Source organism: Rhodococcus sp. YL-1 (assembly GCF_001942025.1).
GTDB classification, from domain to species: Bacteria; Actinomycetota; Actinomycetes; order Mycobacteriales; family Mycobacteriaceae; genus Rhodococcus_F; species Rhodococcus_F qingshengii.
Genome location: NZ_CP017299.1, coordinates 2,582,039 through 2,606,094, shown reverse-complemented (window position 1 = coordinate 2,606,094; position 24,056 = coordinate 2,582,039). Strand labels below are relative to the sequence as shown.

Genomic DNA, 24,056 nt, shown 5'->3' with positions numbered 1-24,056 from the left:
ACATCAGGAGTTCGGGAGGCTGACGTTCCGCGCCTGAGCTCCTGCATTCGGCCAGAACTCCCTGGTCCAAGGTCATTTCAGTATGCGCCGACGATCCCCGTTCCGGCTACAGCTCGAGAGAGTTCAGACTCGCCGACCGCTCATCCATTATCGGAATCACGATTCTCCGATCCGAGATCTCTTGTCTGGCCGCTTTTTCGACCAGAAGAGGCACGAAGTCGCGGATCCGACATCCCGCAAAACGCTGGTGAATTGTTCGCACTCTGTTTTCGATCTCCGGTGGAGGAACGGCGGGATAGCGGGAAATGAGGCGAGTGATCACCCGCTCGACGTGGAGCAACTCTTCGTCGCCAGTCATCCATTAATGGTCGTCCGTCCAGCCGAGCACGTCAAGACTCGGAAAGGGTTCGAAAACAACACGATTCGGGTCTCGATTGCGAAGAGAATAGGTTCACCGAATATGGGGCATACACATAAGGGCGGACGGTTCCCCGCGCGCTCGCGTTGCGCTCATGATGCCAGGGAGTGGAAGTGGGAAAGAACGCTCGGATTCTTCACGACGACACCCCGTCGACCCTTACCGACGACGCGCCGCCCGTGGCAGAAAAGCCGATGAAGAACAAGGTGTACCGCCGCAAACTCAAGCCGTTGCACGGCGAACTCGTGGCTTTGCAGGAGTGGGTCAAATCGTCTGGAGCCAAGGTCTGCATCGTATTCGAAGGTCGAGATACCGCGGGGAAGGGCGGTGTCATCAAAGCCATCACCGAGCGAGTGAGTCCGCGAGTGTTCCGGGTCGTTGCGTTACCCGCCCCGACCGAGCGAGAGCATTCGCAGATGTATGTCCAGCGCTACGTCCCGCATCTTCCGGCTGGCGGTGAGATCGTCATCTTCGACCGAAGTTGGTACAACCGTGCCGGTGTAGAACGAGTAATGGGCTTTTGCACCGAAGAACAAGCACATCAATTTCTCCAGCTCATTCCGACCGTCGAACGCGCGATCGTCGAATCGGGAGTCATTCTGCTCAAGTACTGGCTCGAGGTCAGCGAAGAACAGCAGCTCTTACGTCTGCAGAGCCGGATCGACGACCCTCGAAAGATCTGGAAGCTGTCGAATCTCGATCTGAAGTCGTTCAGTCATTGGTACGACTACTCGCGTGCCCGCGACGAGATGTTTCGCTTCACCGACACCGGCTGGGCGCCATGGTATGTCGCAAACAACAATGACAAGAAACGCGGACGACTCAACATCATCAGCCACATTCTGAGTCAGATCCCCTACGAGCCCGTGCAATCCACGGACATCACCCTGCCGAAACGGCAGAAGGCTCACGGCTACCAGACGCCCAAAAAACCGCTGCACTGGATTCCGACCCGGTATTGACGATCGCCAAGGAAAGGATGTGCGGTCATGAGCCCCACGCCGTGGCATGCGCAGAGTGGCGAATCAGTCGTGTCCGTACTGCAGTCGGACCCGGAGCGCGGACTGCAGTCGGATGAGGCCGACCAACGGCGACGACGCTACGGGTCGAACGAAATCACCTCGACGCCACCGCCGTCGACGTGGTCGATCGCGCTGTTGCAGCTGAAAGATCCGATGAACTTGATGCTCGTCGCCGTGGCCGCGGTCAGCATCGCCATCGGTGAAGTGCCGACAGCAATCGTGGTGGCGGTGCTCGTCGTGCTCAACATCGTCCTCGGAACTCGACAGGAGTTGAAGGCACGGGCCAGCGTCGACGCCCTCGCCAAGATGCAGACGCCCCAAGCACGGGTCATTCGTGACGGGAACCTGATTCAACTCGACGCTACCGAACTGGTGCCGGGTGACATCGTCCAAGTCGAGGCAGGAGACATCATCGCTGCCGACGGACGGTTGCTCGCCACCACCACCCTGGAGACGCAGGAAGCCGCATTGACCGGGGAAAGCGCGCCGATACCGAAGGACCCGAATACGCTGAACAACGAGGATATTCCGCTCGGAGACCGCAGCAATCTGGTCTTCCAGAACACCTCGGTCACCCGCGGCACGGCGACCATGGTGGTCACCGAGACCGGGATGCAGACGCAGATAGGCCGGATCGCGTCGATGTTGTCGGCGGTCGCCCCTGGCAAGTCGCCACTTCAACGTGAATTGGACTCTCTCACCAAACTTCTCGGAATCATCGCGTGGACGGCAGTGATCGTCATCGTCGTCATCGGGCTCCTTCGTGGGCAGGACCTGACTACGCTTCTGCTCCTTGGTATCGCAATGGGAGTGTCCGCGATTCCGACCGGCCTGCCAACATTCGTCCAGGCGATGCTGGCCTACGGTGCCCGTCAACTGGCCGACGCCAAGGCCGTCGTGAAGAACCTGACCGACGTCGAAACACTCGGCGCGACCAGTGCAATCAACTCGGACAAGACCGGCACGCTGACCATGAACCAGATGACCGTCCGATCGCTGTACGTCCACGGCCGTTGGTACACGGTCGAGGGCGAAGGCTATGCCAAAGCGGGAAGGATAACGCAGGTTGCCGGCGAGGCGCCGCCCGACTTCACCCTTCTCGCATACGGACTGTGTCTCGACAGCGATGCAACGGTTTCCGATTCCGGGGAAGTTGTCGGCGACCCGACCGAGGCCGCGCTCGTGGTGCTCGCGGCAAAGATCGGTGCCGACGCCCCACTCACCAGACGGACCTACCCGCGGGTGGCGACGGTTCCGTTCGATTCCGCGTACAAGTTCATGGCCACGTACCACCATCTCGAAGTCGACGGCGTAAGTCAGTTCGTCGGATTGGTCAAGGGCGGACCCGATGTCGTCCTCGCTCGGTGTTCTTCGGCCTTTCTCCCCGGCCGTCGGCAGGTCCCGATCGAGGAAGTCCGAGACGAACTCACGGCAGCAAATCAGTCCATGTCCGAAAAGGGTCTTCGGGTGCTGGCATTCGCGGTCAGACGCCTCGACGGACGGGAAGACGCTGTCGTGGCCGACCCCATGTCCTTTGTCGAGGACCTGACGTTTGTCGGTATGGCAGGCATCATCGACCCGCTGCGTCCGGAGGCGGTCGATTCGGTGCGAACCGCACACCGGGCCGGCATCGAGGTCCGCATGATCACCGGCGACCATGCCATCACCGCCGCAGCGATCGGTGCCGAACTCGGACTCGGCCCGGGCTCGGTGGGCGGAGGCGAGTTGCAAGCGATGACCGATGAAGAACTGTCGACCGCGTTGCCGAACCTGCACGTGTTCGGCCGCGTCACTCCGCAGGACAAACTTCGCTTGGTCGATGTCATGCAGAGCGGTGGCGCCGTCGTCGCGATGACCGGAGACGCGGTCAACGACGCCGCCGCGTTGAAGAAGGCAGACATCGGCGTCGCCATGGGCTCGGGCAGTGAGGTGACCAAACAGGCGGGCAAGATGGTGCTCACCGACGACAACTTCGGCACCCTCATCACCGCGATCACTTTGGGCCGCAACATCTACGGAAAAATCGTCTCGTACATCCGCTACCAGATGTCGAAACTCTTCTCCTTGGTTCTCCTCTTCCTCGCTGCGAGCATCTTCAACATCAACGAGGGTGTGGCACTGACGCCACTGATGGTGCTGTTCCAGCACTTCTTCATCACACTGTTCCCCGTCGCCGTGATCATGCTCGACCCGCCGCCACCGGATCTGATGAACAAGCCTCCGCGCGATCCCAAGATGCCGATCGCACATCGAAGCGCAGTCGCTCAGTGGCTCGCGTACGGTGTCCTGCAATTTGCCGTGACACTCGCGGCGATGCTTCTCGCACCCGGTGAAATGAGTACTTCCGATGCGAATGTTCCCATGACCACAGCATTCGTAGTGCTCTCTCTCGGTTCGATTCTCGCGGGGCTTACCATGCGGCGTGATCCCGAGTCCGGCGTGGTTCCACCGGTTCTCGGTGCCATCAAGATCTTGACGATCCCCACGGTCGTGACCGTATTCGCCGTCGAGGCGGGCGTCCTCCAGGACCTCCTCATGACAACCTCACTGACCGGCGCCCAGTGGCTCGCCTGCCTGGGTTGGTCGCTGATCATCCCGGTTGTCGTCGAGTTGGACAAGGCAATTCGACGCCGCCGCCTCGCACAGGCACCTGCGCCCCTCCCTGCGACCACCGCGGTTGCCCCCGAGCGCGCCCGTTCGCTCCACTGAGGGAGGACAATCAAACGATGATGTGGGCGGAGAGTCTAGGTCGGCTACCGGGCGTCGCGACTGCCCGTGGGTATCGCCGCGAGTGGTTGCGAACAGACGTCACTGCCGGACTCGTCTTGACTGCCCTGCTCATCCCGGCAGGCATGGGCTACGCCGAGGCCGCCGGGTTGCCTGCGTACGCCGGGCTGTACGCCACCATCGTGCCTTTGCTCGCCTACGCGGTAGTCGGGCCCTCGAAAATCCTTGTACTCGGACCTGATTCGTCACTGGCGCCGCTGATTGCCGCCGCGGTCATACCGCTGGCAGTGGTCGGCGATTCGGAGAATGCGCTTGCACTAGCCGGTGTTCTCGCCATTCTTGTCGGACTCATCCTCGTGATCGGCGGATTCCTTCGTCTCGGCTTCGTGACCGAACTCCTCTCGAAACCGATCCGCCTCGGCTACCTCAATGCCATTGCACTCGTCGTCGTAGTTGGTCAGATTCCCAAGCTGCTCGGATTCTCCGTCGACGCGTCCGGTCTACTCGGTGAAATCGGCGGGATCTCAAAGGCCCTGGTGGGTGGCGACGTCGACCCCCTCGCTGCCGCCATCGGTGTCGGTTCGCTAGTCGTCATAGTCGCCTTCCGGCTCTGGGTACCTGTTGTTCCCGGCGTTCTGGTGGCCGTTGTCGCGGCCATAGTCTTGTCCGCTGCCGCCGGTCTCACCGATGACATCGGCATGGTCGGCGCACTACCGGAAGGACTCCCCCTCCCTTCCGTCGGTGGAGTCACCTGGCAGGACGTCGGCCATCTGATCGGGCCCGCCGCCGGTATCGCATTGATTGCCTTCGCCGACACCGGCGTTCTCTCGCGCACCTTCGCCGCCCGCCACGGCGAGGACGTGAACGGCAGTACCGAAATGAAGGCGATCGGTGTCGCGAACGTGGCCGGCGGGCTGTTCGGCGGGTTTCCGATCTCGGCGAGCGGGTCACGAACTCCGGTAGCCGAACAGAGTGGGGCGCACACACAATTGGCCGGCGTCGTCGGGGCGCTCGCGGTCCTGGTGTTCGTCCTCGTCGCTCCCGGACTCACGGCATATCTGCCCGATGCAACACTGGCCGCCGTCGTCATCGTCGCCGCGTGTGCACTGATCGACGTGGGCGGCATGGTCCGCATGTGGCGCATGAGCACCGTGGAATTCGGCCTCGCCGTCGCGGCGTTTCTGGGCGTCGCCCTGGTCGGTGTGCTACAAGGCATCCTTGTAGCGATCGGACTGTCCTTCGCAGCGGTCATCGCGCAGGTATGGCAGCCACATCGAACCGAACTCGTCGAGACGGGCGAACCCGCCGGATTCCACGACATCGAACGCCATCCAGATGGGCATCGCATCCCCGGCCTGGTGTTGGTGAGGTTTGACGCGCCACTGTTTTTCGCGAACGGCGAGATCTTCGACGAGTACGTTCGCTCCGTCGTCGCCAAGGCGCCAGATCCGGTCGACTGGGTGGTTATAGCCGCCGAACCGATCACCGGACTCGATACAACGGCAGTCGACGAACTCGTCGATCTGGATACATTCCTCGAAGGCAAAGGAATTCGGTTGGCATTCGCAGAGATGAAAGGTCCGATCAAGGATCGACTCATCCGATTCGGAGTCGGGGATCGATTCGATTCGACGCACTTCTACCCGACCGTCGAAGCCGCCGTGAACGCATTCCGCACCCGAACCGACGACTGACAAACGCCAGGCAGTCGGGAGCCGTGGCTGCATTGGGTACCGTTTGGTATGGGATTCACGACGGACAATGTTCCGGCACGCCGTATCGCTCAGGTCGCCGGCGTGGGCGGTATCGCCGTCGGCGTTGTCTCGCTGATCGCGTTGTACTCCACCAAGCCGATCAACCCGTTGATCGCCGTGGCCTCCTTCGTCCCGATACTGCTTGCGGTCACACTCGCAGCGTCCCTGATATGCCTGGTCTTTCGCCGCTGGATCCTGCTGGCGATCTCGGTGGTACTGATTGCGGTGGGCGCGTCGGTGATCAGTCCACTGTATGTGGCAAACAGTTCCGAAATCGACGGGCCGACTCTGCGCGTAATGCAAGCAAATCTTCTCTTCGGGCAGGCAGATCCCGCCAGTTTGACTGCGACGGTGCGCGAGAAGGCAGTCGACGTCCTGACGGTTCAGGAACTGACCACATCACTCGAAGGCTCTCTCAGAGATCAAGGACTCGAGCAACTGCTGCCGCATCACTACTTGGTACCGGACGAGGCCGGCGGGGGTGGCGCCGGTATTTACAGCCGTTATCCGCTGACGGAAACTCGGGAATTGAACGGATTCGGACCGACCAATCTTATTGCCGAAGTGGGCTTCTCGACTCCGTTCACCCTTCTGGCGGTTCACCCCGGACCGGCGTACGTGACCCCGCCCGACGTGTGGACTGCCGAGCTGAGCACTTTGCGAAACGCGCTCGACGCTGCTGCCGCCGAGGAAACCGTCATCGTCAGTGGCGACTTCAACACCACATTCACGCACAAGCAATTCCGTGACCTCCTCGATGTCGGCTACTCCGATGCCGCAGACCAATTGGGAGTAGGCATCGTGCGCACCTATCCGGCGGACAAGAAATTTCCCGCGATCGTCGGCATCGACCATGTACTTCTGCGGGGCGGACAGGCGAAGTCTCTCGAGCGGATCGAGATCGAAGGTTCCGATCACTTCGGCTTGATCGTCGACGTGGCGATCCCCAACTAGTCGGAGAGCACCCGACCCGCGCGAACGCGTTGCGGATCACCCGTGCTTCGGCATGCTTCGACCCGACACATCGATCGTCCGATGCAGGTGATGCGGCGTACGCAGGACGATCGACCGGTCCACCACGGATACGCCCGGAAACTGCTCGGCGAGATAACCTTCCAGACGCTGCACGTCGTCGATCGAACGCAGCCACACCGCCAATGCGATGTCGTAGCTGCCGATCGTAGAAGCAACAAGCCTCGCCTCACGCAGGTGCGAAAGACGCTGAGCAATTGCCTCCTTTCGCCCCTCGAGACGTAAGAAGTACCAGGCGTAGACCGGCCAGCCGGAGTAGGGCCGAGCAATCTCCGTGCGGACGACCAGTCGCCCCGTCGACAGCTCGTGAGAAAGGAGCGCCCCAGCGCGAGCCGGCGTGACTCCGAGGGCTGCAGCGAGTGCCGAGACGGTGACACGTGGTTCGCGAGAAAGAATGTCGAACAGCTGCGACTGTTCCTCTTCGCCGGCGCGTACACCACGAATCTTTCCCGCCGGGGCCGACTCGAGCGCGGCAATTTCTTCCGCATCGAGAGCACGTAGACGCCAGTTCCTCGCGTCGGAGTTCGCCGAGGACACGATCTGAGTTCGCATCGCGGTGATCATCGGCAGGGATTGTGTTCGCTCCAACACGTACCTGGACAATTGATCGAGGTCAGTGCAGGTGAGCGTGACGAGCAGATCCCGATTGCCGGTTGTGAGATCGACTGTGAGAACTTCGGGATCGTGCGCGATCTGTTCGGCAACGCTCATGGTCTGTGCCGGTGCGCATTCGATCTCGAGAAGTGCGGTCGCCGACACGATGGGTCCACCACGGTACGCAGCGATCCACGCTATTCCTTGCGAGTGCAGACGCTCCCAACGCCTGGTCAGGGTGACCGGGTCGGAACCGATCGCGCGTGAAAGCTCGGACCACGACGCTCGCGGCCTGATCTGCAGTGCGTTCAACAGCCGAAGATCGTCGTCCTTGAGCATCTGATCCTGCACCGAGGACCTCACTTTCAAAAGAATGCTGCACCGAAACAGGATCGAAACGCGTCGATCCTAACTTCATCACATCAATAGTCCACCAAATCCTGAGCCTCGAGAACGCTTACATCTTGCGTTCGTTCGCCCCCTCGAGAAAGACACCGACATGACCGAAGCATTCCCTGTCTCGCATGACGATTCTCCGGTCAGCGATCAAACCGCGACGCAAAAAGTCGTTTTCGCCATGCGGTCGCCACGCCTGTGGATCGTGGTGACTCTGCTCCTCGGGCTTGCGGCAGGCGCGCAACTGATCGGCCCCGCAGTGATTCCCGTCGGCGCTGCCGCCATCACGATCCTGCCCATGGTGTGGGGACTGATTGCCGGCGGTGTCGTCTCGAGCCAGAAGTGGAAACCACTCGGCCTCGACCTTCAGGCTGCAGCCTCGGCAATCATGGGCCTGGCTGTTCTCTTGCTTTGTGCAAGGTTGTCTTTCACCATCGGCCCGAACATCCAATTGTTGTTCGAGGCGGGCCCCGCACTGCTACTGCAGGAATTGGGGCACTTGTTCGGCACTATCGCTCTCGCACTCCCGCTGGCGGTACTCCTTCGGATGGGGCCGGCCACCGTCGGAGCAACCTTCTCCATCGACCGCGAGGGTTCCTTCGCGATGGTCAGCGAACGCTACGGCCCCGATTCCGACCAGTACCGTGGAGTCCTGTCGATGTACGTTTTCGGCACTCTGTTCGGTGCCGTGCTGATCAGCCTGATTGCGTCACTGGCTACATCCTTCAACATCTTCGACCCCCTCGCGTTGGCGATGGGTGCCGGCGTCGGATCCGGCTCGATGATGGCTGCCGCTGCCGCCAGCGTCGTTTCGGCGCACCCCGAGATGGCCGACCAGGTACTCGCCGTGGCGGCCACATCCAACATCATCACCGGCCTCCTCGGCGTGTATGTCGGCATGTATGTCGCACTCCCCCTTGCTGATCGAATCTACGGCGCACTGACCAAGCGCTCGAAGACGACCAGCGAACGGAAAGCCGACACTGCCCCACGAGCGGTTGCGCCGAGCGTCACCGTGCCGCTGACCACCATCGTTCCGATTCTGTTCGTCGGTGGGGTCATCGTCTCTTCGATCGCCGCGGGTGGCGTATCTCGATCGATCATCGTCGGTTACTTGATCCTCACCGGATTGTTGCTCCTGGGCGTCGGCGTGGCCCGCCTGACCCGCGGCAAGATCGCGGCGATGATCGCAATCATCACCATCGGCGCCTTGGCGACAACACCGTGGTCCCCCATCGGTGATTTCGTCTCGAGCACCGTCGGGACTGTCGACTTTCTCTCGATCTGCACCCTCACCTTGACTGTCGCAGGTCTCAGCCTCGGCAAGGACCTTCCCTTGCTCAAGACGATCGGCTGGAAGATCGTGCCCGTCGGAATCGTCGCGATCCTCGCCTCTTACCTACTTTCCGTGGTCGTCGCGGAGTTCGCGCTGGGCCTCTGGCACTAGAACTGCACCCGAAGACGCTGAGAACCGAAGACACCGCGATCCGAAGACACAGAGAACCAAAGATGTTGAAAGGAAGCAATACCCATGTCCATCGCTGACACCCGCACCCTCACAGACACGGTTTCGAGCACGATCGAGAAGTGGGCATCACGCCTCATCGACGTCAGCCACACGATCCATGCTCACCCAGAGCTGGCATTCGAAGAGCATCGGGCATCCGCCCTCTTGGCGGACGCCGCAGAGGAAGCCGGCTTCACGGTTACTCGCGCCGCCTACGGCCTCGAGACGGCATTCGAAGCGGTGCGGGGCTCCGGCCCCTTCCGCGTCGTCGTCTGCGCCGAGTACGACGCCCTTCCCGACATCGGTCATGCGTGTGGACACAATGTCATCGCCGCTGCCGGACTGGGAGCAGCGATCGCGCTCGGAGAGGTCGCGGAGGAACACGGCCTGACCGTCGTCCTTCTCGGTACGCCGGCCGAAGAACATGGCGGCGGGAAAGTCTTGCTGCTCGAACGTGGCGCATGGGAGGGCGCGGCGATGTCGATCATGGTCCACGGCGCTGCAGGTGAAGACGTCAGCTGCACCGTCACCGGAACGCAGGCAGTCGACCGGTTCGACGTGACCTACACCGGACGAGCCGCACACGCGGCCGCTGCGCCACACAAGGGCATCAACGCAGGCGACGCCGCCACGATCGCCTTGGTCGCCATCGGACTCCTCCGTCAACAACTTCCTCCCGACGTCAGGCTCAACGCCTATGTCGAGCACGGCGGCGAAGCAACAAACATCATTCCGGCCTCGACATTGGTGCGAGCGGAAGTTCGGGCCGCAGAACTCGACGTGCTGTTGGACGCCAAGCGTCGTATGCTCGCCTGCTTCGAGGGCGCAGCTGTGGCCAGCGACTGCTCCTGGTCGACCGAACGCGCCGAACCTCGGTACGAGGAGCTGGTACAACACCCAGTGCTGGCGACGATCTGGGACGAGGAGATCGCGAGCCTGGGCCGCACCGCGGCCGCCCGAACTCCCCTGACCGGTGGCTCGACAGACATGGGCAACGTGTCGAAGGTGGTTCCCTCGATCCACCCGATGATCGCGTTACGCGGCGTTACCGGAGTTCCTCACACGATCGAGTTTGCCGCTGATGCCCGCTCCGCAGCGGGCGACGAAGCTGTTCTGCACGGAGCAATTGCAATGGCGCGCACTGTGATCCGAGCCGCCACCGGAGACTCGCGCTCCAACCTCCTGACGATTGCGGCCCAGCGCGAGTCAGGAGCGACTACCGTCACGAGCGCCGAATGAGCACCACCGGCGTCTATGTTTCCGCGCTCGAATTCTTCTCCATCGGCATCGGGCCCTCCAGTTCACACACGGTCGGTCCGATGCGAGCCGCCCGCACTTTTGTCGGCGAGCTCTCCGCCGCCGGCTTGACCGCGTCGGTCGACCGAATTCGCTGCAATCTGCACGGCTCTCTCGCCGCCACCGGAATAGGGCACTGCACTCCCGACGCGGTGATCGCGGGACTTCGTGGGTTGGATCCTGAAACGTGCGAGCCGAACGACGTTCACGGGCGTTGGGCCGAGCTCTCGGACGGCGGATCGGTGAAGCTCGTCGGCGGCTCACTCGGGCACGTTGTGTTCACTCACGAGGACATGGTGTTCGAGCCGCTCGTTCGCCGTCACGGGCACCCCAACTCGATGACCCTGACCGCCTTCAGCGGTCGCGAAATCGTCTGTACGAGTATATATCTGTCGATCGGTGGCGGATTCGTACTGCGCGCCGGAACGGAGACGCAAGCAAGCGCGCATTCGATCAACTCACGCTATCGAACCGCGAAAGAGCTACTGGCGGAATGCGGCTCCGGAACTATCGCCGAGTTGGCACTGTCGGACGAAATCGCGACGCACGGCCAGGATCGGGCATTCACCGGCATCGACGCGATCTGGTCCGCGATGCGCGCATGCATCGAACGCGGCACCCAGACCGAAGGTGTATTGCCCGGGCGTCTCGGAGTTCGCCGAAGAGCACGGTCTGCGAACATTCAACTGGAACAACGTAACTGCGCACCCTCCTCACGCGAGTGGCTGACCGTCTACGCCATGGCGGTCAACGAAGAAAATGCAGCAGGTGGCCGCGTGGTAACGGCTCCGACGAACGGCGCGGCAGGCATCGTGCCGGCGGTGCTCTATCACCACATACGCGCGACGGGCGCCGGCGTTCACGACGTTCGAACCTTTCTCCTCACCGCAGCCGCAATCGGATCGATCATCAAGGCGAATGCCTCGATCTCGGGTGCGGAGGCGGGGTGCCAGGGTGAGGTCGGAGCTGCCTGCGCGATGGCGGCAGCCGGCTTGTGCGCTGTCATGGGCGGATCACCACGACAAATCGAGAATGCCGCTGAGATTGCCATGGAACACCATCTGGGGCTGACCTGCGATCCGGTTGGTGGCCTGGTCCAAATCCCCTGCATCGAACGAAATGCCGTAGCCGCCTCGACTGCAGTCACCGCAGCTCAGCTCGCATACCTCGGTGACGGGACGCATGTGGTGAGCCTCGATACCGTCATCGAAACCATGCGCCAAACCGGAAACGACATGTCCGTGCGTTACAAGGAAACCAGTGAAGGCGGGCTCGCCGTCAATGTCGTCGAGTGCTGAGGGGGATGTCGGCGGCAGCGGCGAGGGCGGGCGGACGCCGTCGCCGGAAATATCATCCTCTCGAACGATGAAGTCCGGTGTACCGATTTCTACACTCGGTGACATGACTTTGTGGACGGTGACCAGATGATCGCTCATCACGCTGGAGGAATCCCACTGCACAATTCTTCACGGCACAACACTGCGGGGCCGTCGCGCTCGACGCAGTCCTCCGGTCGCAAGATCGCCGCGTTGATCGCGTTGGTCGCCGGTTTCTCCGCTGCCTTCGTTCTCGCCCCGGGCATGCTGACGAGTAGGCCGGGTGATGGGTACGCAGACCAGGGAGAACTCGTCGAGACGGTCCGCGCCGCGTTCGTCGAATACTGGAGTTCCGGTGTCCAAGCCTTCTCGCCGAGGTTGGAGTCCGCTGTCGACTACTGGCTGCGGTACCACGTCGCCAAGGCCGTGATCGCGGTAATCCTGCTGACGGTTCTGCTCGCACTCGGCCGGATGCTCAAGGCGTCGTTCGTGAACGCCGGCCCTCTGACGGCTGGAAAGAAACTCGCATTCGTCTCGGCGGGAGGGCTGGTCACGCTCCTCGCGATGTTTTCCTCGGTACTCGTGATGGCAAATATCCAAGGTGTCGTTGCACCCTTCTCATCGCTGATCTCGATGTTGCCCGTGGCCCAGGCGGATGGGGCACTTGGCGACACTGTCGGGCAGGTCCGCCAACAGCTCGCTCAGTCGACGGGCACCGGAAACCAGCAAAGTCCCGCCCTCGAACTGATGATCAGCGACTTCGCGCGGTATCACTTGGCCATGGCGGTGATCGCGCTGATCGCGGCAGCAATATCACTGACCGTGACTGTGGTCGTGTGGGCACGCTTCGCGAGAACGGCGCGATCCGAGCGACGGACGAGATTCGTGTCGGGGTCGATCGGTCTTCTCACTGCACTGTTCACGCTGGGATTGATCGTTGTCGGCGTAGCAAATATGGGCACCGCGGCAGACCCGGCACCCGCGCTGGCGGCGTTCTTCGACGGCGGACTCTGACCCAAGTCAAGGGTTCAGGCCAGGGTTCCGTAGTCCCCCGGTACCGGTTGAGGAGGTACCTGGGGACTGCGTCTGCCGTACCCGGGGTCGATGTGTGAGTGCCCTCGGACAGGCAGAGTTCGACTCATGAAAACCGGAGCAAGACGCATCCTGCTTGTCGGCCTGTGCAGCGCCATGGTTGGAGCTGTAATCAGCTGCAGCACGGACAAATCCACAGACACATCCGACAAGATCATGGACTCGACCATCACCGACCAGCTCGATTCGATCGTCGACGCAGCGGTGAATTCGACCGGGATTCCCGGTGCGATGGTGGGCATTTGGGGGCCCGACGGCAACTACGTCAAGGTTGCAGGAGTCTCGGATACGGCAACCAAAGCGCCGATGGAAACCGACTTCTACCACCGGATCGGCAGCGTCACCAAAACATTTACCGTGACCGCCCTGCTGCAATTGGTCGACGAGGGAAAGATCGGTCTCGATGATCCGATCTCCAAGTACGTCGACGGCGTCATGGAAGGTGATGCGATCAGTTTGCGTCACCTGGCAGGAATGCGCAGCGGCCTCGTGGACTACACGACGTCCGAACAGTTTGTGATGGAATATCTTTCGGATCCCCGCCAAACTTTCACACCGGAGGAACTCGTCGGGTACGTCAAGGACCTCCCGCTTCAGCTTCGACCAGGGACCACCGTCGACTACTCGAACACCAACACTGTTCTGCTGGGCATGGTGATCGAAAAGGTCTCCGGCTCAACACTGTCGGAAGTCATCGACACCAAGATCACGACACCACTCGGAATGGAGCACACCAGCTTTCCCACCACCAACGCGTTCCCGACACCACACGCTCAGGGGTACACCAACCAAACGCTCGACGAATCCGTGACCGCGGCGACGGACTGGAATCCGTCGTGGGGCGGCGCCGCGGGTGCAATGATCTCGTCGTTGGACGACATGCGCATTTGGGTTCCGGCGCTGGCCAAAGGCGATCTCCTGACCGACGCCACTCAGAAGCAGCGCCTGCAAACCGTGAGCTTGAGCGAAGGGGACGACAGCTCCGGCTACGGACTCGGTTTGTTCAACAGCGGCGGCTGGATCGGTCACAACGGAAGCCTGCCCGGCTACAAGACAGTCTCGGTCTACTTGCCCGAGAAGGACACCACCCTGGTCGTCTTCATCAACACCGACATCGACGGCGAGACTGATCTGACCAGTGCTTTGATGGTGCCGATCACCAAGTTGATCAGCCCGGGCAACGTCTACGGCTGATCACCTCGGGTCCGATCCACAATTCGGACGAAAGTGACATATCGGGTTCGATCTGTCGATAGGCTCGACCGTCGGCAGATCGAAACCCGAAAGAGGCGCTCATGGGATCGTTGAACGACTGGCTTCTCGACAGCGACAGCCCGCTCGTGGGGATTGTGGGTGGCATCCTACTGACGATCGCAATGCTCTCCGGCGGTACAGGCATGTAACCCACCGCTCCCGATATGGCTCCGCACAGCGGTGGACGTTCAGTGCGTGATCCAACGAACATGTTCGTTACGAACATGTTCGTGTACGGTGAAATCATGCCCACTCAGCCAACAGGTCCGTCGAGCCGTCGCAATCGTCCGGCCAAACCCGCCCTGACACGCGAGGGCATCGTCAGTACCGCGGTGGAAATCTTGCGGTCGGAGGGCTTGCAGAAATTGACGATGCGTCGACTCGCCCTCGAACTCGACACCGGGCCGGCATCGATGTATGTGTACGTGCGCAACACAGTCGAACTGCATGCCGCGGTTCTCGACGAACTCCTCGGAGTCGTGGACCTCGCCGAAAATTCCTCCGGCACTTGGCAAGCGCGCCTCGAACGGGTGCTGACGTCCTACACGGCCGTACTGTTCGATCATCCCGGCCTTGCCCAGTCGGCTCTCGTTTCCCGGCCCAGCGGAGTTCACTACGTGCGCCTGCTCGAGCGCCTGCTGGCATTGCTCGACGAAGGCGAAGTCCCTCCAGGTCAGGCCGGGTGGGGCGTGGACTTGCTACTGCAGTACGCGACGTCCACTGCTGCCGAACACTCGGCGCCGAACAATTCCGCCGACGCGGATGCCCGATGGAGCGCGTTGACCGACGCAATCCAGAACGCAAACCCGCAAACGCACCCACTCGTCGCAAGACATGCAACAGCTCTACTTGCCGGTGAACCCTCGGCGCGCCTCTCTTGGGGATTCCGCACGCTCATCACCGGCATCGAGAACACCCCACTCACTTCTTAGGAACCCACCATGAACCACTACCCCATCGCAATCATCGGCGCCGGCCTCGGTGGCCTCACCCTCGCCCGAGTCCTCCATCTCCGCGGAATCGATTCGGCGGTATTCGATCTCGAATCCGGACCGACAGCCAGAACTCAAGGCGGGATGCTCGACATCCACGAAGACTCGGGTCAGATCGCGCTTCATGCCGCCGACCTCTATGAGGAGTTCCGCGGCCTCGTTCATCAAGGCGGGGAAGAGACACGCGTCCTCGATCGAAATGCCGTCGTGCACCTGAGCGAGCAGGACACCGGAGACCGCGACCGCCCGGAAATCGACCGCGGCCAGCTGCGTGACCTACTGCTCAGCTCAATTCCGAAGGAAACAATCCACTGGGGAGCCAAGGTCCGCAGTGCTCATCCGTTGCCGGATGGTCGACACGAAGTTCACCTCGCGGATGGCACCCACTTCACCACCGATCTCCTGGTCGGCGCAGACGGTGCGTGGTCGAAAATTCGCCCACTGGTTTCAAACGACACTCCTGCGTACACCGGAATATCTTTCGTGGAGTTCGACCTCGACGACGCCGACAACCAGCACGTGGATGCCGCTGAAACCGTCGGCGGCGGAATGATGTTCGCACTCAGTGCCGACAAGGGCTTCCTTGCCCACCGTGAGACCGACAACAGTCTGCACATCTACGCCGCCCTGCGAGTTCCCGAGAACTGGTCAGCGAGTGTCGACTTCTCCGACGATCACATTGCGAAGAAGGTTCTGCTGGAACACTTCTCGGGCTGGGACGAGTCACTGCGGTCACTGATCGTCGAAGCGGACAGCTCGCTGACCCCTCGCCCCATCCATGCTCTTCCCATCGGGCACAGTTGGAGCCGTACTCCCGGGGTCACTCTGCTCGGGGACGCGGCACACGTCATGTCGCCGTTTGCCGGAGAGGGTGCGAACCTGGCAATGCTCGACGGCGCGGAACTCGGCCAGGCGATCGCTTCGCACAGCAGCACGGAGGAAGGGCTAGCTGTCTACGAAGAGCGCCTATTCCCACGCAGCGCCGCGGCGGCACAACAGTCCGCTGATGGACTGGACATGTGCTTCGGCGAGAACGCACCCCAGGGGCTCGTGGACATGTTCACCTCACTCCCGTGACCTGACAAACTCGGATCAGGTCGTCACGTCCACGTGGGCAAGCGACGAGGACAAACCGCGATGGGCTTCAACTTGATCGAGTAGTTGGTGGGCTTTCTGCTCAACCACGGACACTGCATCGGCACCGGCGACCCAACGACGTGGGGGTAGCGGCGAATCGACAAGTGCCACAAGTGCCGCGGCAAGTTTCACCGGATCCCCGCCCTGGGCACCGTTCATACTCTTCCACGCTTCGACGGTCTCGCCAGTCCGAGCGTCGTAATCGTCTATCGACAATTCCGGCCAGACCGACGACGCACCCTCGACAAGCAGTTCGGTCCGGAAGAATCCCGGCTCCACGATCATCGTCCCGATTCCGTACGGTTCGACATCGAATTGCAATGATTCCATCCAACCCTCCAGCGCAAACTTCGACGCCGCGTAGGCTGCGCAAAACTCCTGACCAACCAGGCCCGCAAGCGAGCTGACAGTCACGACACGTCCACTCCGTTGCCTACGCATTACCGGCAACACCGCCCGTGTCACATTGATCGGCCCGAAAAAGTTGGTCTCCATCTGAGCGCGAAGTTGCGCCGGACTGACAACCTCGAAGAACCCGGCGTAGAAGTTTCCGGCGTTGTTCACCAGTACATCGATTCCACCAAATCGTGCAACTGCCGTGTCCACCGCAGCATATGCGGCTTGATCGTCGGTGATGTCCAAGGCAATCACCAACAGGTCGTCATGCGCACCGATCGCTGCAGAAACACGGTCCGCATCACGCCCCGTTGCCACCACCGCGTGCCCGGCGGCAAGAGCCGCCTGAGCAATATCGACTCCCATCCCCCGGCCTGCGCCGGTTACGAACCAGACCTTCTTGTCACCCATGTTCACTGTCCTCCCGTTTGATGGAGTCCAGTACAGAACAGATTCCACGGGCCTGGGAGTGCCTATCGTTCCCGGTAACAGCAGACCCCCTCGACGCCCCTCCTACTCGCGAAGAGTCGTCAAGAAGGCAATACGGTCGCCGCGGTAGAGCGAACGAACGCGCTCGATCGGCACACCGTCCGGGTCGACAGACGTCCGGTGCAATAGAAGCATCGGCATCGAGGTGGTGGACTCGACGAGCGTTGCCTCCCGCGGTGAAGCGAGCACCGTCTCGATCCGTTCGGTTGCGGAGGCAAAGACCACGCCGATGGAACGGATAGCCGCGTACAGCGACGTCGTCGCATCGAAAGCGTCGAGCATCTCACCGAACCTGCTGTCCGGCAAGAACGTTGATTCGAGTCCGATCTTCTCTCCGTCGGCGAAGAGAACACGCTCGAGATGAACGACGCTGTCACCTGGTTCGATACCCAATTCCGTGGCGAGACCGTCGTCGGCCGACATTCGTTCGAAGGTCACAACTTTACGACTGGGTACTCGCCCAGCGCTCAGAGCACCTTCGGTATAGGAACGAATCGATAGCGGCTGAACCAACTTCGGACTCGCGACGACAGTGCCCCGCCCCCGCCGCTCGATTCGCCCTTCGACAAGAAGATCACGAAGCGCTTGACGGACCGTCTCGCGAGCGACTGTGAACCGCGCCGCCAATTCCCGCTCGGACGGGACTGCGTCGCCCTCCTCGAGCCCACTGAGAATGGTCTCGATCTCGGTGCGCACCCGGTAGTACTTCAACTCCGGTTCGATCACGACGCTCGAGGTCCCCGGCCCGGTGGACGTCTGCTGATTCATGGCGCAAGCGTACAAGAATTCGGTCTATACCAATTGTTAACCTGGAGTTCGTCTCAATTCCCCCTATTGGTCTAGACCAAACGTCACTATCTCTACATGCGAATTTTGATTGTGGGCGGAGGAATCCTCGGAACGGCGCACGCCGACGAGGCAATCCGCCGGGGACACGACGTCATCCATCTCGAACGCGAGCCCGAAGCCCGCGGTGCAACGGTACGGAACTTCGGATTGGTCTGGGTATCCGGGCGTGCTCCGCACGAACTCGAAGCCGCGCTGCGTTCGCGCGAGCTGTGGGCGGACCTTGCCGCCCGTGTCCCCGGCGTCGGATACCGCCCAGCCGGCTCCATCACCCTCATGCGCACCGAGGAGGAGGTCGCGGTCGCGCAGGAAGCGTTCTCTCGGCCGGACGCCGACAACCGAGGGTTCGCGCTTCTGGATCCCGACGCCGTTCGCGTCGTCAACCCCGCGCTCCGGGGCAAGTTTCTCGGCGGACTGCACTGCACGCTGGACGCCGCTGTCGAGTCACGGCAAGCGCTCCCCGCCATCCGTTCTTACCTCGAATCCACCGGCCGTTACACTTTCCACGCCGGAACGGAAGCCCGCGAGATCACGACGACCACCTCCGGCGCACACATCCGCGACGACCACGGTCGCAGCTTCGACGCCGATCTCGTGATCGTCTGCCCCGGAGCAACACTCGGCGGATTGGCTCGCGATCTCGCCGGCGATCTCCCGTTGCGCCGTGTGCGCCTGCAGATGATGCAGAGCGCCCCACTCGGCGAAAAGCTCACCACCGCAATCGCTGACGGTGACAGCTTCCGCTACTACCCCGGTTTCGCCGGATCTGCCCTCGATCACCTCCGCACAGTGCAGCCGCAGGAACCGACTGCCGAGGAACACCGCATGCAACTCCTGTGCGTGCAGCGCTTGCACGGCGGGCTGACCATCGGCGATACCCACGAATACGAAGAACCCTTCGACTTCGATGTCGACGAGGCGCCCTATCGCCATCTGTCCGGAGTCGTGGAAACACTTCTGGGACGCGATCTTCCGCCAATCGTCAAGCGTTGGGCGGGCGTCTACAGCCAGTGCATCGACCCCTCACAACTTGTTCACCGCGCACAAGCCGCCGACAACGTCTGGGTGGTTGCCGGCCCCGGTGGCCGCGGTATGACGCTCGGCCCGGCACTGGCGGAACAAACCGCCGACCAGCTCGGTCTCTGAATCTCAACGACAAGAAAGACTTCTCATGTCTCCGATCACCCTTGCCGTTCTCGACATGGCCGGCACCACCGTCGCCGACGACGGACTGGTTCTTCGCGCCTTCGCAGCCGCCGCTGAAGCCGGCGGACTGCCCGCCGAAGGCCCGGAAGCCGACGCCGCTCGCCAGTACGTCCTCGACACGATGGGCCAGTCGAAGATCGTCGTGTTCCGGGCGATCTTCGGTGACGAAGACCGCGCCCAGGCCGCGAACGCCGCCTTCGAAACCACGTACGACTCCCTCATCGACCAGGGCCTGGCCGAGCCGATCCCCGGCGCCGAGAAAGCCATCACCACTTTGCGCGAGGCCGGCATCAAAGTTGCCTTGACCACCGGGTTCAGCCGATCGACCCAGGACAAACTCCTCGTCGCGCTCGGCTGGGAAACCCTCGCCGATCTCACCCTCTCCCCCGCCGAGGCCGGTCGCGGTCGACCGTACCCGGACCTGATTCTGACTGCCCTGCTCAAACTTTCGATCGACGACGTCCACCAGATCGCCGTACTCGGCGACACGTCCAACGACGTGCTCAGCGGCATTCGTTCCGGCGCATCCATCGTCGCCGGAACTCTGACCGGCGCACACGACGAGCAACAGCTTCGCGACGCCGGAGCCACCCACATCGTCCCGTCCGTGACGGAGTTCGCCGAACTCCTCACCCACTCCTGATCTCACCTCCGAAAAAGGAATCGTCATGCGTCTACGCCCGAGCATCGCTGCGGCCGCTCTCGCCGTGTCCGTCCTTTCGTTCACCACTGCCTGCGGTGGCACCGGCACTGCTGCCGGATCAGACACCGAGACCGTCACCGTATACAGCGCCGACGGCCTGTCCGGTTGGTACAAGGGAAGATTCGACGCCTTCACCGCGCAGACCGGTATCGCCGTCAACCTCGTGGAAGCCGGATCCGGCGAGGTCGTCTCCCGCGTCGAAAAGGAGCAGTCCAACCCACAGGCAGACGTGATCATCACGCTGCCCCCGTTCATCCAGAAGGCCGACGCCCAAGGTCTGCTCGAGCCCAGCGGAATCGACACCTCCGCCGTTCCTGCCGGAGACAAGGACGACGCCGGCAAGTACGTACCCGTCGTCGAGAATTACCTCTCGTTCATCGCCAATCCGACTGCATCACCCGCCCCACAATCTTGGGACGATCTGCTCACTGACCAGTTCAAGGGCAAGTTGCAGTACTCCACGCCCGGCCAGGCCGGCGACGGTACCGCGGTGCTCTTGCTGCTCCAGCACCTGATGGGTAAGGAAGGAGCACTCGACTACCTCGGAAAGCTCCAGGCCAACAACGTCGGACCCTCGTCTTCCACCGGAAAGCTCCAGCCCAAGGTCAGTAACGGAGAGCTGCTGGTCGCCAACGGTGACGTCCAGATGAACCTCGCCTCCATCACCGACGACGGATCGAAGTTCGACATCTTCTTCCCCGCTGGAGCCGACGGCACTCGCACCACCATTGCACTGCCCTACGTGATGGGCCTCGCCAAGAGCGCACCGAGCAGCGAACAAGCCAAGAAGTTGATGGAGTTCCTGCTCTCCGAAGAATCCCAGAAGACCGTCGCCACCGATGCACTCGGCGTATCAGTCCGCGAGGACGTCCGAAGCGCTGCCGGTGAATCCACCGACAAGAACACGCCTTCCGGAGTTCTGCAGGGCGTCAACGTGTGGACCCCGAACTGGAACGACGTCCTCAGCTCGCTCGACGCCGACATCGCCGCTTACCAGAAAGCCACCGGGAGCTGATCATGGCAAGAACCAGACTGGGGCGGACGCTCCCCGAGACCGTCGGTGTTCACGGAGCGATCGAACATTCTGCTCCGGCCATCACCTTCGATCGCGTCAACGTCGCCTACGGCCGCGGGAAGACCGCAACCCATGCACTCGTCGATTTCAATCTACGAGTGGCGCCGGGTGAAACTGTGGCACTGCTGGGGCCCAGTGGATCCGGCAAGTCGACCGCTCTGAAGGCCCTCGCGGGATTTGTCCGCCCCACGTCCGGTTCCGTCAAGCTCGGCACCCGAGACATCACCAATCTGCCTCCCGCACAACGCGGTATCGGCGTCGTCGTTCAGTCGTACGCTCTCTTCCCGCACATGCGAGTATCCGAAAACGTAGCCTTCGGACTCCGAGCCCATCGCGTGCCGCGGTCGGAGATCGGCCCTCGCGTGGCCGAAGCCCTCGACATGGTCGGGATGTCGGCGTACGGAAAGCGGCTTCCCCGTGAACTTTCCGGCGGTCAACAGCAGCGAATCGCCATTGCCCGAGCGTTGGCAATTCGCCCTGGAGTACTCCTCCTCGACGAACCGTTGGCCGCCCTGGATGCTCAACTTCGCGAGAGCATGCTCGGCGAACTGGCGAGACTGCGCGCAGCACTACCTGACACAGCCATGCTCTATGTGACGCACGATCAGAGTGAAGCCCTGGCGCTCGCAGACCGAATCGCAGTGATGCGCAACGCCAGACTCGCGGACATCGACACCGCTGAGGCCTTGTGGAAACGTCCGCCGTCCAGCTTCACCGCGGCGTTCCTCGGGGGTGCCAACCTGCTGCCCTGCACCGTCACACGCGTCATCGGCACCTCCGCGCTGGTCTCGATCGGTGGCACGCCGTTCACTGCTCACGCCCCGCAGCCCGAGATCGGGCACATCGAATGGGAGTCCGACATGGACGCCTACCTGTGTGTTCGTCCACACGCGGTAGCCGTAACCGGCCTCGGCGCACGAGGATCATTCCCGGCGCGCATCGTCTCGAGCGTCTGGCGCGGTTCCACGACGCGTCTGACGCTGGCTGTACGTGGCCTCGACGATGTCCGCGTCGACGCGGATGTTCCAGGGCACGACGAACGACCGGTCGACACCGAAGTGGGCGTCGTCCTGCCCACGGACGGCAGTGTCCTGGTTCCGGCGGATCGCCACCCATGACGACAACCCTGGAACGCCCCGAAACCGCTGCGCCCCAGCACAAAGACCCGATCGCGTGGCGCCGGATCGGCTGGACGCTGCCACCACTGCTTCTTGTCCTCGTGTTTGCTGTCTATCCCACCGCACGTGTCCTCACGGAATCTCTGAGCACCGCAGATGGCACCGGGTTGTCCACGTGGTCTTCGGTGCTCGGTTCGGAACTGTTCAGAACCGCGCTCTGGCGGACCATCCAAATCGCCGTGGCGTCGACCCTGGGTTGCCTGATCCTGGGAACCTTCCTCGCCTTGGTGCTTGCCTTCGTTCCGTTCGCCGGATCCAAGGTGGTGGGGCGATTGATCGACACGGTGCTCGCCCTGCCGTCTTTCCTGATCACGCTGGCGTTCACGTTCCTGTACGGGACAGCCGGCGCCGTCAACGCCTTGATCGTCCGCATCACCGGCGATGCGAGCGGCCCACTGAATTTCCTCAACACTCCGTTCGGTGTGATCGCGGCCGAAATCACTTTCTTCACACCCTTTGTCGTGCGTCCGCTATTGGCAGCGTTCACCCAGATTCCGCGTGAACAACTCGACGTGGCAGCCAGTCTCGGCGCGTCACCCGTCCGAGTTCTGCGACAGGTGGTGATGCCGGAAGCGTGGCCGGCCCTCCTGGCCGGTGGATCGCTCGTGCTTCTGATGACGCTGAATGAATTCGGCATCGTGCTCTTCACCGGGGCTAAAGACGTCGTAACTCTGCCGGTCCTCATCTACACCCGCGGCATTGTCACCTTCGACTTGCCCGGCGCGGCAGTGATCGCGACGGTCCAGGTCGCACTCTCACTCGGCCTGTACTGCCTCTACCGATTCACCTTCAACAGATTGATGGGAGGCAGCCGTGCTGCTGTGGACACGAAGCTCTAGGGCCCTCGTACTCGGATTCTTCACCCTGGTCGTCGCGGTGGTTTTCGTCGCGCCCATCGCCACCGTCGTCGCGGCTGCCTTGGCCGGATCGTGGACCGGTCCACTCCCGTCGAATCTCGGCGGCAAGAACTTCTCCACGGCGCTGTCCGACGAGAACTTCGCCAGCCTGATCGTCAGTTTGCAGACTGCATTCATCGCGGGGGCATTGGCATTGATCGTCGGAACGTGGGCCGCGCTGGCCTCGCGTGAGGCACCGATGTGGCTGCGGCGCATCACCGATGCCGTATTCCATTTACCGATTGCGGTTCCGTCGGTCGCGATCGGCTTGGGTCTGCTCATCACTTTCAACGAGCGCCCGCTACTGCTCGGCGGCACCAAGTGGATCGTGATTCTCGCTCACACGGTTTTGGTGCTTGCCTTTGCCTTCAGTTCCGTATCGGCCGCGCTCGAACGGCTCGATCCCGCCTACCGTCAAGCTGCCGAATCACTCGGCGCCGGCCCGGTGCGGGTGCTGACACGGGTAACGCTACCGCTGCTGCTCCCAGCGTTGGGTGCGGCCGCCGGGCTTTCCATCGCACTGTCGATGGGTGAGCTGGGCGCAACGGTCATGGTCTACCCGGCGACATGGAAGACCTTGCCGGTCAGCATCTTCGGACTCACCGACCGTGGCCAGGTATTTCTTGCCGCAGCAAATACGACACTGCTGCTCGCAGTCACCCTGGTCGCCCTCATGGTGGTCGGCAGAATTCGTCGGCGCTGACCTTGCTGTGCGCCTTTATTAACCGCC

At 62.1% G+C, this 24,056-nt stretch carries 21 protein-coding genes; 17 read left to right on the top strand and 4 right to left on the bottom strand.

Annotated elements, in window-relative coordinates:
- Positions 1 to 106: 106 nt before the first annotated feature.
- The gene (locus BH682_RS36690; RefSeq protein WP_007734945.1) at positions 107 to 358 is read right to left on the bottom strand and encodes a three-helix bundle dimerization domain-containing protein; all 252 of its coding nucleotides are present in this window, start codon (positions 356 to 358) and stop codon (positions 107 to 109) included.
- Positions 359 to 549: 191 nt separating this feature from the next.
- Here BH682_RS36690 and ppk2 point away from each other — a divergent pair, with 191 nt between their 5' ends.
- The 4 genes from ppk2 to BH682_RS12185 are packed head-to-tail and all read left to right on the top strand — an operon-like array spanning position 550 to position 6,875.
- Positions 550 to 1,380 (top strand): polyphosphate kinase 2, encoded by an 831-nt coding sequence (gene ppk2, locus BH682_RS12200; protein ID WP_087503803.1) that lies wholly within the window; start codon positions 550 to 552, stop codon positions 1,378 to 1,380.
- Positions 1,381 to 1,407: 27 nt separating this feature from the next.
- Positions 1,408 to 4,149: a cation-translocating P-type ATPase gene (locus BH682_RS12195; protein WP_054187745.1), complete on the top strand. Its 2,742-nt coding sequence runs from the start codon at positions 1,408 to 1,410 to the stop codon at positions 4,147 to 4,149.
- Between the two features lie 17 nt (positions 4,150 to 4,166).
- Positions 4,167 to 5,861 carry a SulP family inorganic anion transporter gene (locus tag BH682_RS12190; RefSeq protein WP_050656482.1) on the top strand — a complete coding sequence of 565 codons (1,695 nt, stop codon included), beginning with the start codon at positions 4,167 to 4,169 and terminating at the stop codon, positions 5,859 to 5,861.
- Between the two features lie 48 nt (positions 5,862 to 5,909).
- Positions 5,910 to 6,875 carry an endonuclease/exonuclease/phosphatase family protein gene (locus tag BH682_RS12185; RefSeq protein ID WP_075832987.1) on the top strand — a complete coding sequence of 322 codons (966 nt, stop codon included), beginning with the start codon at positions 5,910 to 5,912 and terminating at the stop codon, positions 6,873 to 6,875.
- A 36-nt stretch (positions 6,876 to 6,911) separates the two neighbouring features.
- On the opposite strand, the gene BH682_RS12180 is transcribed toward BH682_RS12185, so the two are convergent.
- Positions 6,912 to 7,910, bottom strand: a complete 999-nt coding sequence (locus BH682_RS12180; protein WP_223304442.1) for an Lrp/AsnC family transcriptional regulator — start codon at positions 7,908 to 7,910, stop codon at positions 6,912 to 6,914.
- A 136-nt stretch (positions 7,911 to 8,046) separates the two neighbouring features.
- Between BH682_RS12180 and BH682_RS12175 the strand changes: the two genes are divergently transcribed.
- From BH682_RS12175 to BH682_RS12145, 7 genes are all read left to right on the top strand, one after another.
- On the top strand, positions 8,047 to 9,390 hold the full coding sequence (locus BH682_RS12175) for a DUF3100 domain-containing protein (protein ID WP_003942681.1): 1,344 nt from the start codon (positions 8,047 to 8,049) through the stop codon (positions 9,388 to 9,390).
- Between the two features lie 84 nt (positions 9,391 to 9,474).
- On the top strand, positions 9,475 to 10,689 hold the full coding sequence (locus BH682_RS12170; RefSeq protein WP_075832986.1) for an amidohydrolase: 1,215 nt from the start codon (positions 9,475 to 9,477) through the stop codon (positions 10,687 to 10,689).
- Positions 10,686 to 12,044, top strand: coding sequence for an L-serine ammonia-lyase (locus tag BH682_RS12165; RefSeq protein WP_075832984.1), 1,359 nt, complete (start codon positions 10,686 to 10,688; stop codon positions 12,042 to 12,044). The genes BH682_RS12170 and BH682_RS12165 overlap by 4 nt, the downstream gene beginning before the upstream one ends.
- 126 nt (positions 12,045 to 12,170) lie before the next feature.
- On the top strand, positions 12,171 to 13,076 hold the full coding sequence (locus tag BH682_RS12160; protein ID WP_223304441.1) for a hypothetical protein: 906 nt from the start codon (positions 12,171 to 12,173) through the stop codon (positions 13,074 to 13,076).
- A 126-nt stretch (positions 13,077 to 13,202) separates the two neighbouring features.
- Positions 13,203 to 14,348, top strand: a complete 1,146-nt coding sequence (locus BH682_RS12155) for a serine hydrolase domain-containing protein (RefSeq protein WP_075832980.1) — start codon at positions 13,203 to 13,205, stop codon at positions 14,346 to 14,348.
- A 305-nt stretch (positions 14,349 to 14,653) separates the two neighbouring features.
- Positions 14,654 to 15,340, top strand: a complete 687-nt coding sequence (locus BH682_RS12150; protein WP_075835252.1) for a TetR/AcrR family transcriptional regulator C-terminal domain-containing protein — start codon at positions 14,654 to 14,656, stop codon at positions 15,338 to 15,340.
- Positions 15,341 to 15,349: 9 nt separating this feature from the next.
- Positions 15,350 to 16,477, top strand: a complete 1,128-nt coding sequence (locus BH682_RS12145) for an FAD-dependent oxidoreductase (RefSeq protein WP_075832978.1) — start codon at positions 15,350 to 15,352, stop codon at positions 16,475 to 16,477.
- Positions 16,478 to 16,492: 15 nt separating this feature from the next.
- Here the strand turns inward: BH682_RS12145 and BH682_RS12140 are convergent, their stop codons facing one another.
- Positions 16,493 to 17,344, bottom strand: coding sequence for an SDR family oxidoreductase (locus BH682_RS12140; protein ID WP_050656490.1), 852 nt, complete (start codon positions 17,342 to 17,344; stop codon positions 16,493 to 16,495).
- A 102-nt stretch (positions 17,345 to 17,446) separates the two neighbouring features.
- Positions 17,447 to 18,190: a GntR family transcriptional regulator gene (locus tag BH682_RS12135; RefSeq protein ID WP_007734901.1), complete on the bottom strand. Its 744-nt coding sequence runs from the start codon at positions 18,188 to 18,190 to the stop codon at positions 17,447 to 17,449.
- A gap of 96 nt (positions 18,191 to 18,286) precedes the next feature.
- On the opposite strand from BH682_RS12135, the gene BH682_RS12130 reads away from it, so the two are divergent.
- Genes BH682_RS12130 through BH682_RS12105 form a run of 6 tightly spaced genes read left to right on the top strand, consistent with a single transcriptional unit; the run spans position 18,287 to position 24,029 of the window.
- The gene (locus tag BH682_RS12130) at positions 18,287 to 19,414 is read left to right on the top strand and encodes a TIGR03364 family FAD-dependent oxidoreductase (protein WP_007734899.1); all 1,128 of its coding nucleotides are present in this window, start codon (positions 18,287 to 18,289) and stop codon (positions 19,412 to 19,414) included.
- 25 nt (positions 19,415 to 19,439) lie between these two features.
- Positions 19,440 to 20,117 (top strand): phosphonatase-like hydrolase, encoded by a 678-nt coding sequence (locus BH682_RS12125; RefSeq protein ID WP_020907384.1) that lies wholly within the window; start codon positions 19,440 to 19,442, stop codon positions 20,115 to 20,117.
- A gap of 25 nt (positions 20,118 to 20,142) precedes the next feature.
- Positions 20,143 to 21,192, top strand: coding sequence for a 2-aminoethylphosphonate ABC transporter substrate-binding protein (locus BH682_RS12120; RefSeq protein WP_063316572.1), 1,050 nt, complete (start codon positions 20,143 to 20,145; stop codon positions 21,190 to 21,192).
- A 2-nt stretch (positions 21,193 to 21,194) separates the two neighbouring features.
- A complete protein-coding gene (locus tag BH682_RS12115; RefSeq protein ID WP_063316573.1) occupies positions 21,195 to 22,370 on the top strand; it encodes an ABC transporter ATP-binding protein in 1,176 nt (391 codons plus the stop codon).
- The gene (locus tag BH682_RS12110) at positions 22,367 to 23,269 is read left to right on the top strand and encodes a 2-aminoethylphosphonate ABC transporter permease subunit (protein WP_042450795.1); all 903 of its coding nucleotides are present in this window, start codon (positions 22,367 to 22,369) and stop codon (positions 23,267 to 23,269) included. Before BH682_RS12115 ends, BH682_RS12110 begins: the two co-directional genes overlap by 4 nt.
- Positions 23,244 to 24,029, top strand: a complete 786-nt coding sequence (locus tag BH682_RS12105; RefSeq protein WP_003942733.1) for an ABC transporter permease — start codon at positions 23,244 to 23,246, stop codon at positions 24,027 to 24,029. Before BH682_RS12110 ends, BH682_RS12105 begins: the two co-directional genes overlap by 26 nt.
- The last annotated feature ends 27 nt before the right edge of the window (positions 24,030 to 24,056 follow it).

Coding starts and splice junctions, on each gene's coding strand:
- BH682_RS12115 (WP_063316573.1), top strand. CDS start 21,195: ATGGCAAGAACCAGACTGGGGCGGACGCTCCCCGAGACCGTCGGTGTT.
- BH682_RS12195 (WP_054187745.1), top strand. CDS start 1,408: ATGAGCCCCACGCCGTGGCATGCGCAGAGTGGCGAATCAGTCGTGTCC.
- BH682_RS12190 (WP_050656482.1), top strand. CDS start 4,167: ATGATGTGGGCGGAGAGTCTAGGTCGGCTACCGGGCGTCGCGACTGCC.
- BH682_RS12160 (WP_223304441.1), top strand. CDS start 12,171: ATGATCGCTCATCACGCTGGAGGAATCCCACTGCACAATTCTTCACGG.
- BH682_RS12150 (WP_075835252.1), top strand. CDS start 14,654: ATGCCCACTCAGCCAACAGGTCCGTCGAGCCGTCGCAATCGTCCGGCC.
- BH682_RS12185 (WP_075832987.1), top strand. CDS start 5,910: ATGGGATTCACGACGGACAATGTTCCGGCACGCCGTATCGCTCAGGTC.
- BH682_RS12170 (WP_075832986.1), top strand. CDS start 9,475: ATGTCCATCGCTGACACCCGCACCCTCACAGACACGGTTTCGAGCACG.
- BH682_RS12135 (WP_007734901.1), bottom strand. CDS start 18,190: ATGAATCAGCAGACGTCCACCGGGCCGGGGACCTCGAGCGTCGTGATC.
- BH682_RS12140 (WP_050656490.1), bottom strand. CDS start 17,344: ATGGGTGACAAGAAGGTCTGGTTCGTAACCGGCGCAGGCCGGGGGATG.
- BH682_RS12120 (WP_063316572.1), top strand. CDS start 20,143: ATGCGTCTACGCCCGAGCATCGCTGCGGCCGCTCTCGCCGTGTCCGTC.
- BH682_RS12125 (WP_020907384.1), top strand. CDS start 19,440: ATGTCTCCGATCACCCTTGCCGTTCTCGACATGGCCGGCACCACCGTC.
- BH682_RS36690 (WP_007734945.1), bottom strand. CDS start 358: ATGACTGGCGACGAAGAGTTGCTCCACGTCGAGCGGGTGATCACTCGC.
- BH682_RS12155 (WP_075832980.1), top strand. CDS start 13,203: ATGAAAACCGGAGCAAGACGCATCCTGCTTGTCGGCCTGTGCAGCGCC.
- BH682_RS12145 (WP_075832978.1), top strand. CDS start 15,350: ATGAACCACTACCCCATCGCAATCATCGGCGCCGGCCTCGGTGGCCTC.
- BH682_RS12130 (WP_007734899.1), top strand. CDS start 18,287: ATGCGAATTTTGATTGTGGGCGGAGGAATCCTCGGAACGGCGCACGCC.
- BH682_RS12110 (WP_042450795.1), top strand. CDS start 22,367: ATGACGACAACCCTGGAACGCCCCGAAACCGCTGCGCCCCAGCACAAA.
- BH682_RS12165 (WP_075832984.1), top strand. CDS start 10,686: ATGAGCACCACCGGCGTCTATGTTTCCGCGCTCGAATTCTTCTCCATC.
- BH682_RS12175 (WP_003942681.1), top strand. CDS start 8,047: ATGACCGAAGCATTCCCTGTCTCGCATGACGATTCTCCGGTCAGCGAT.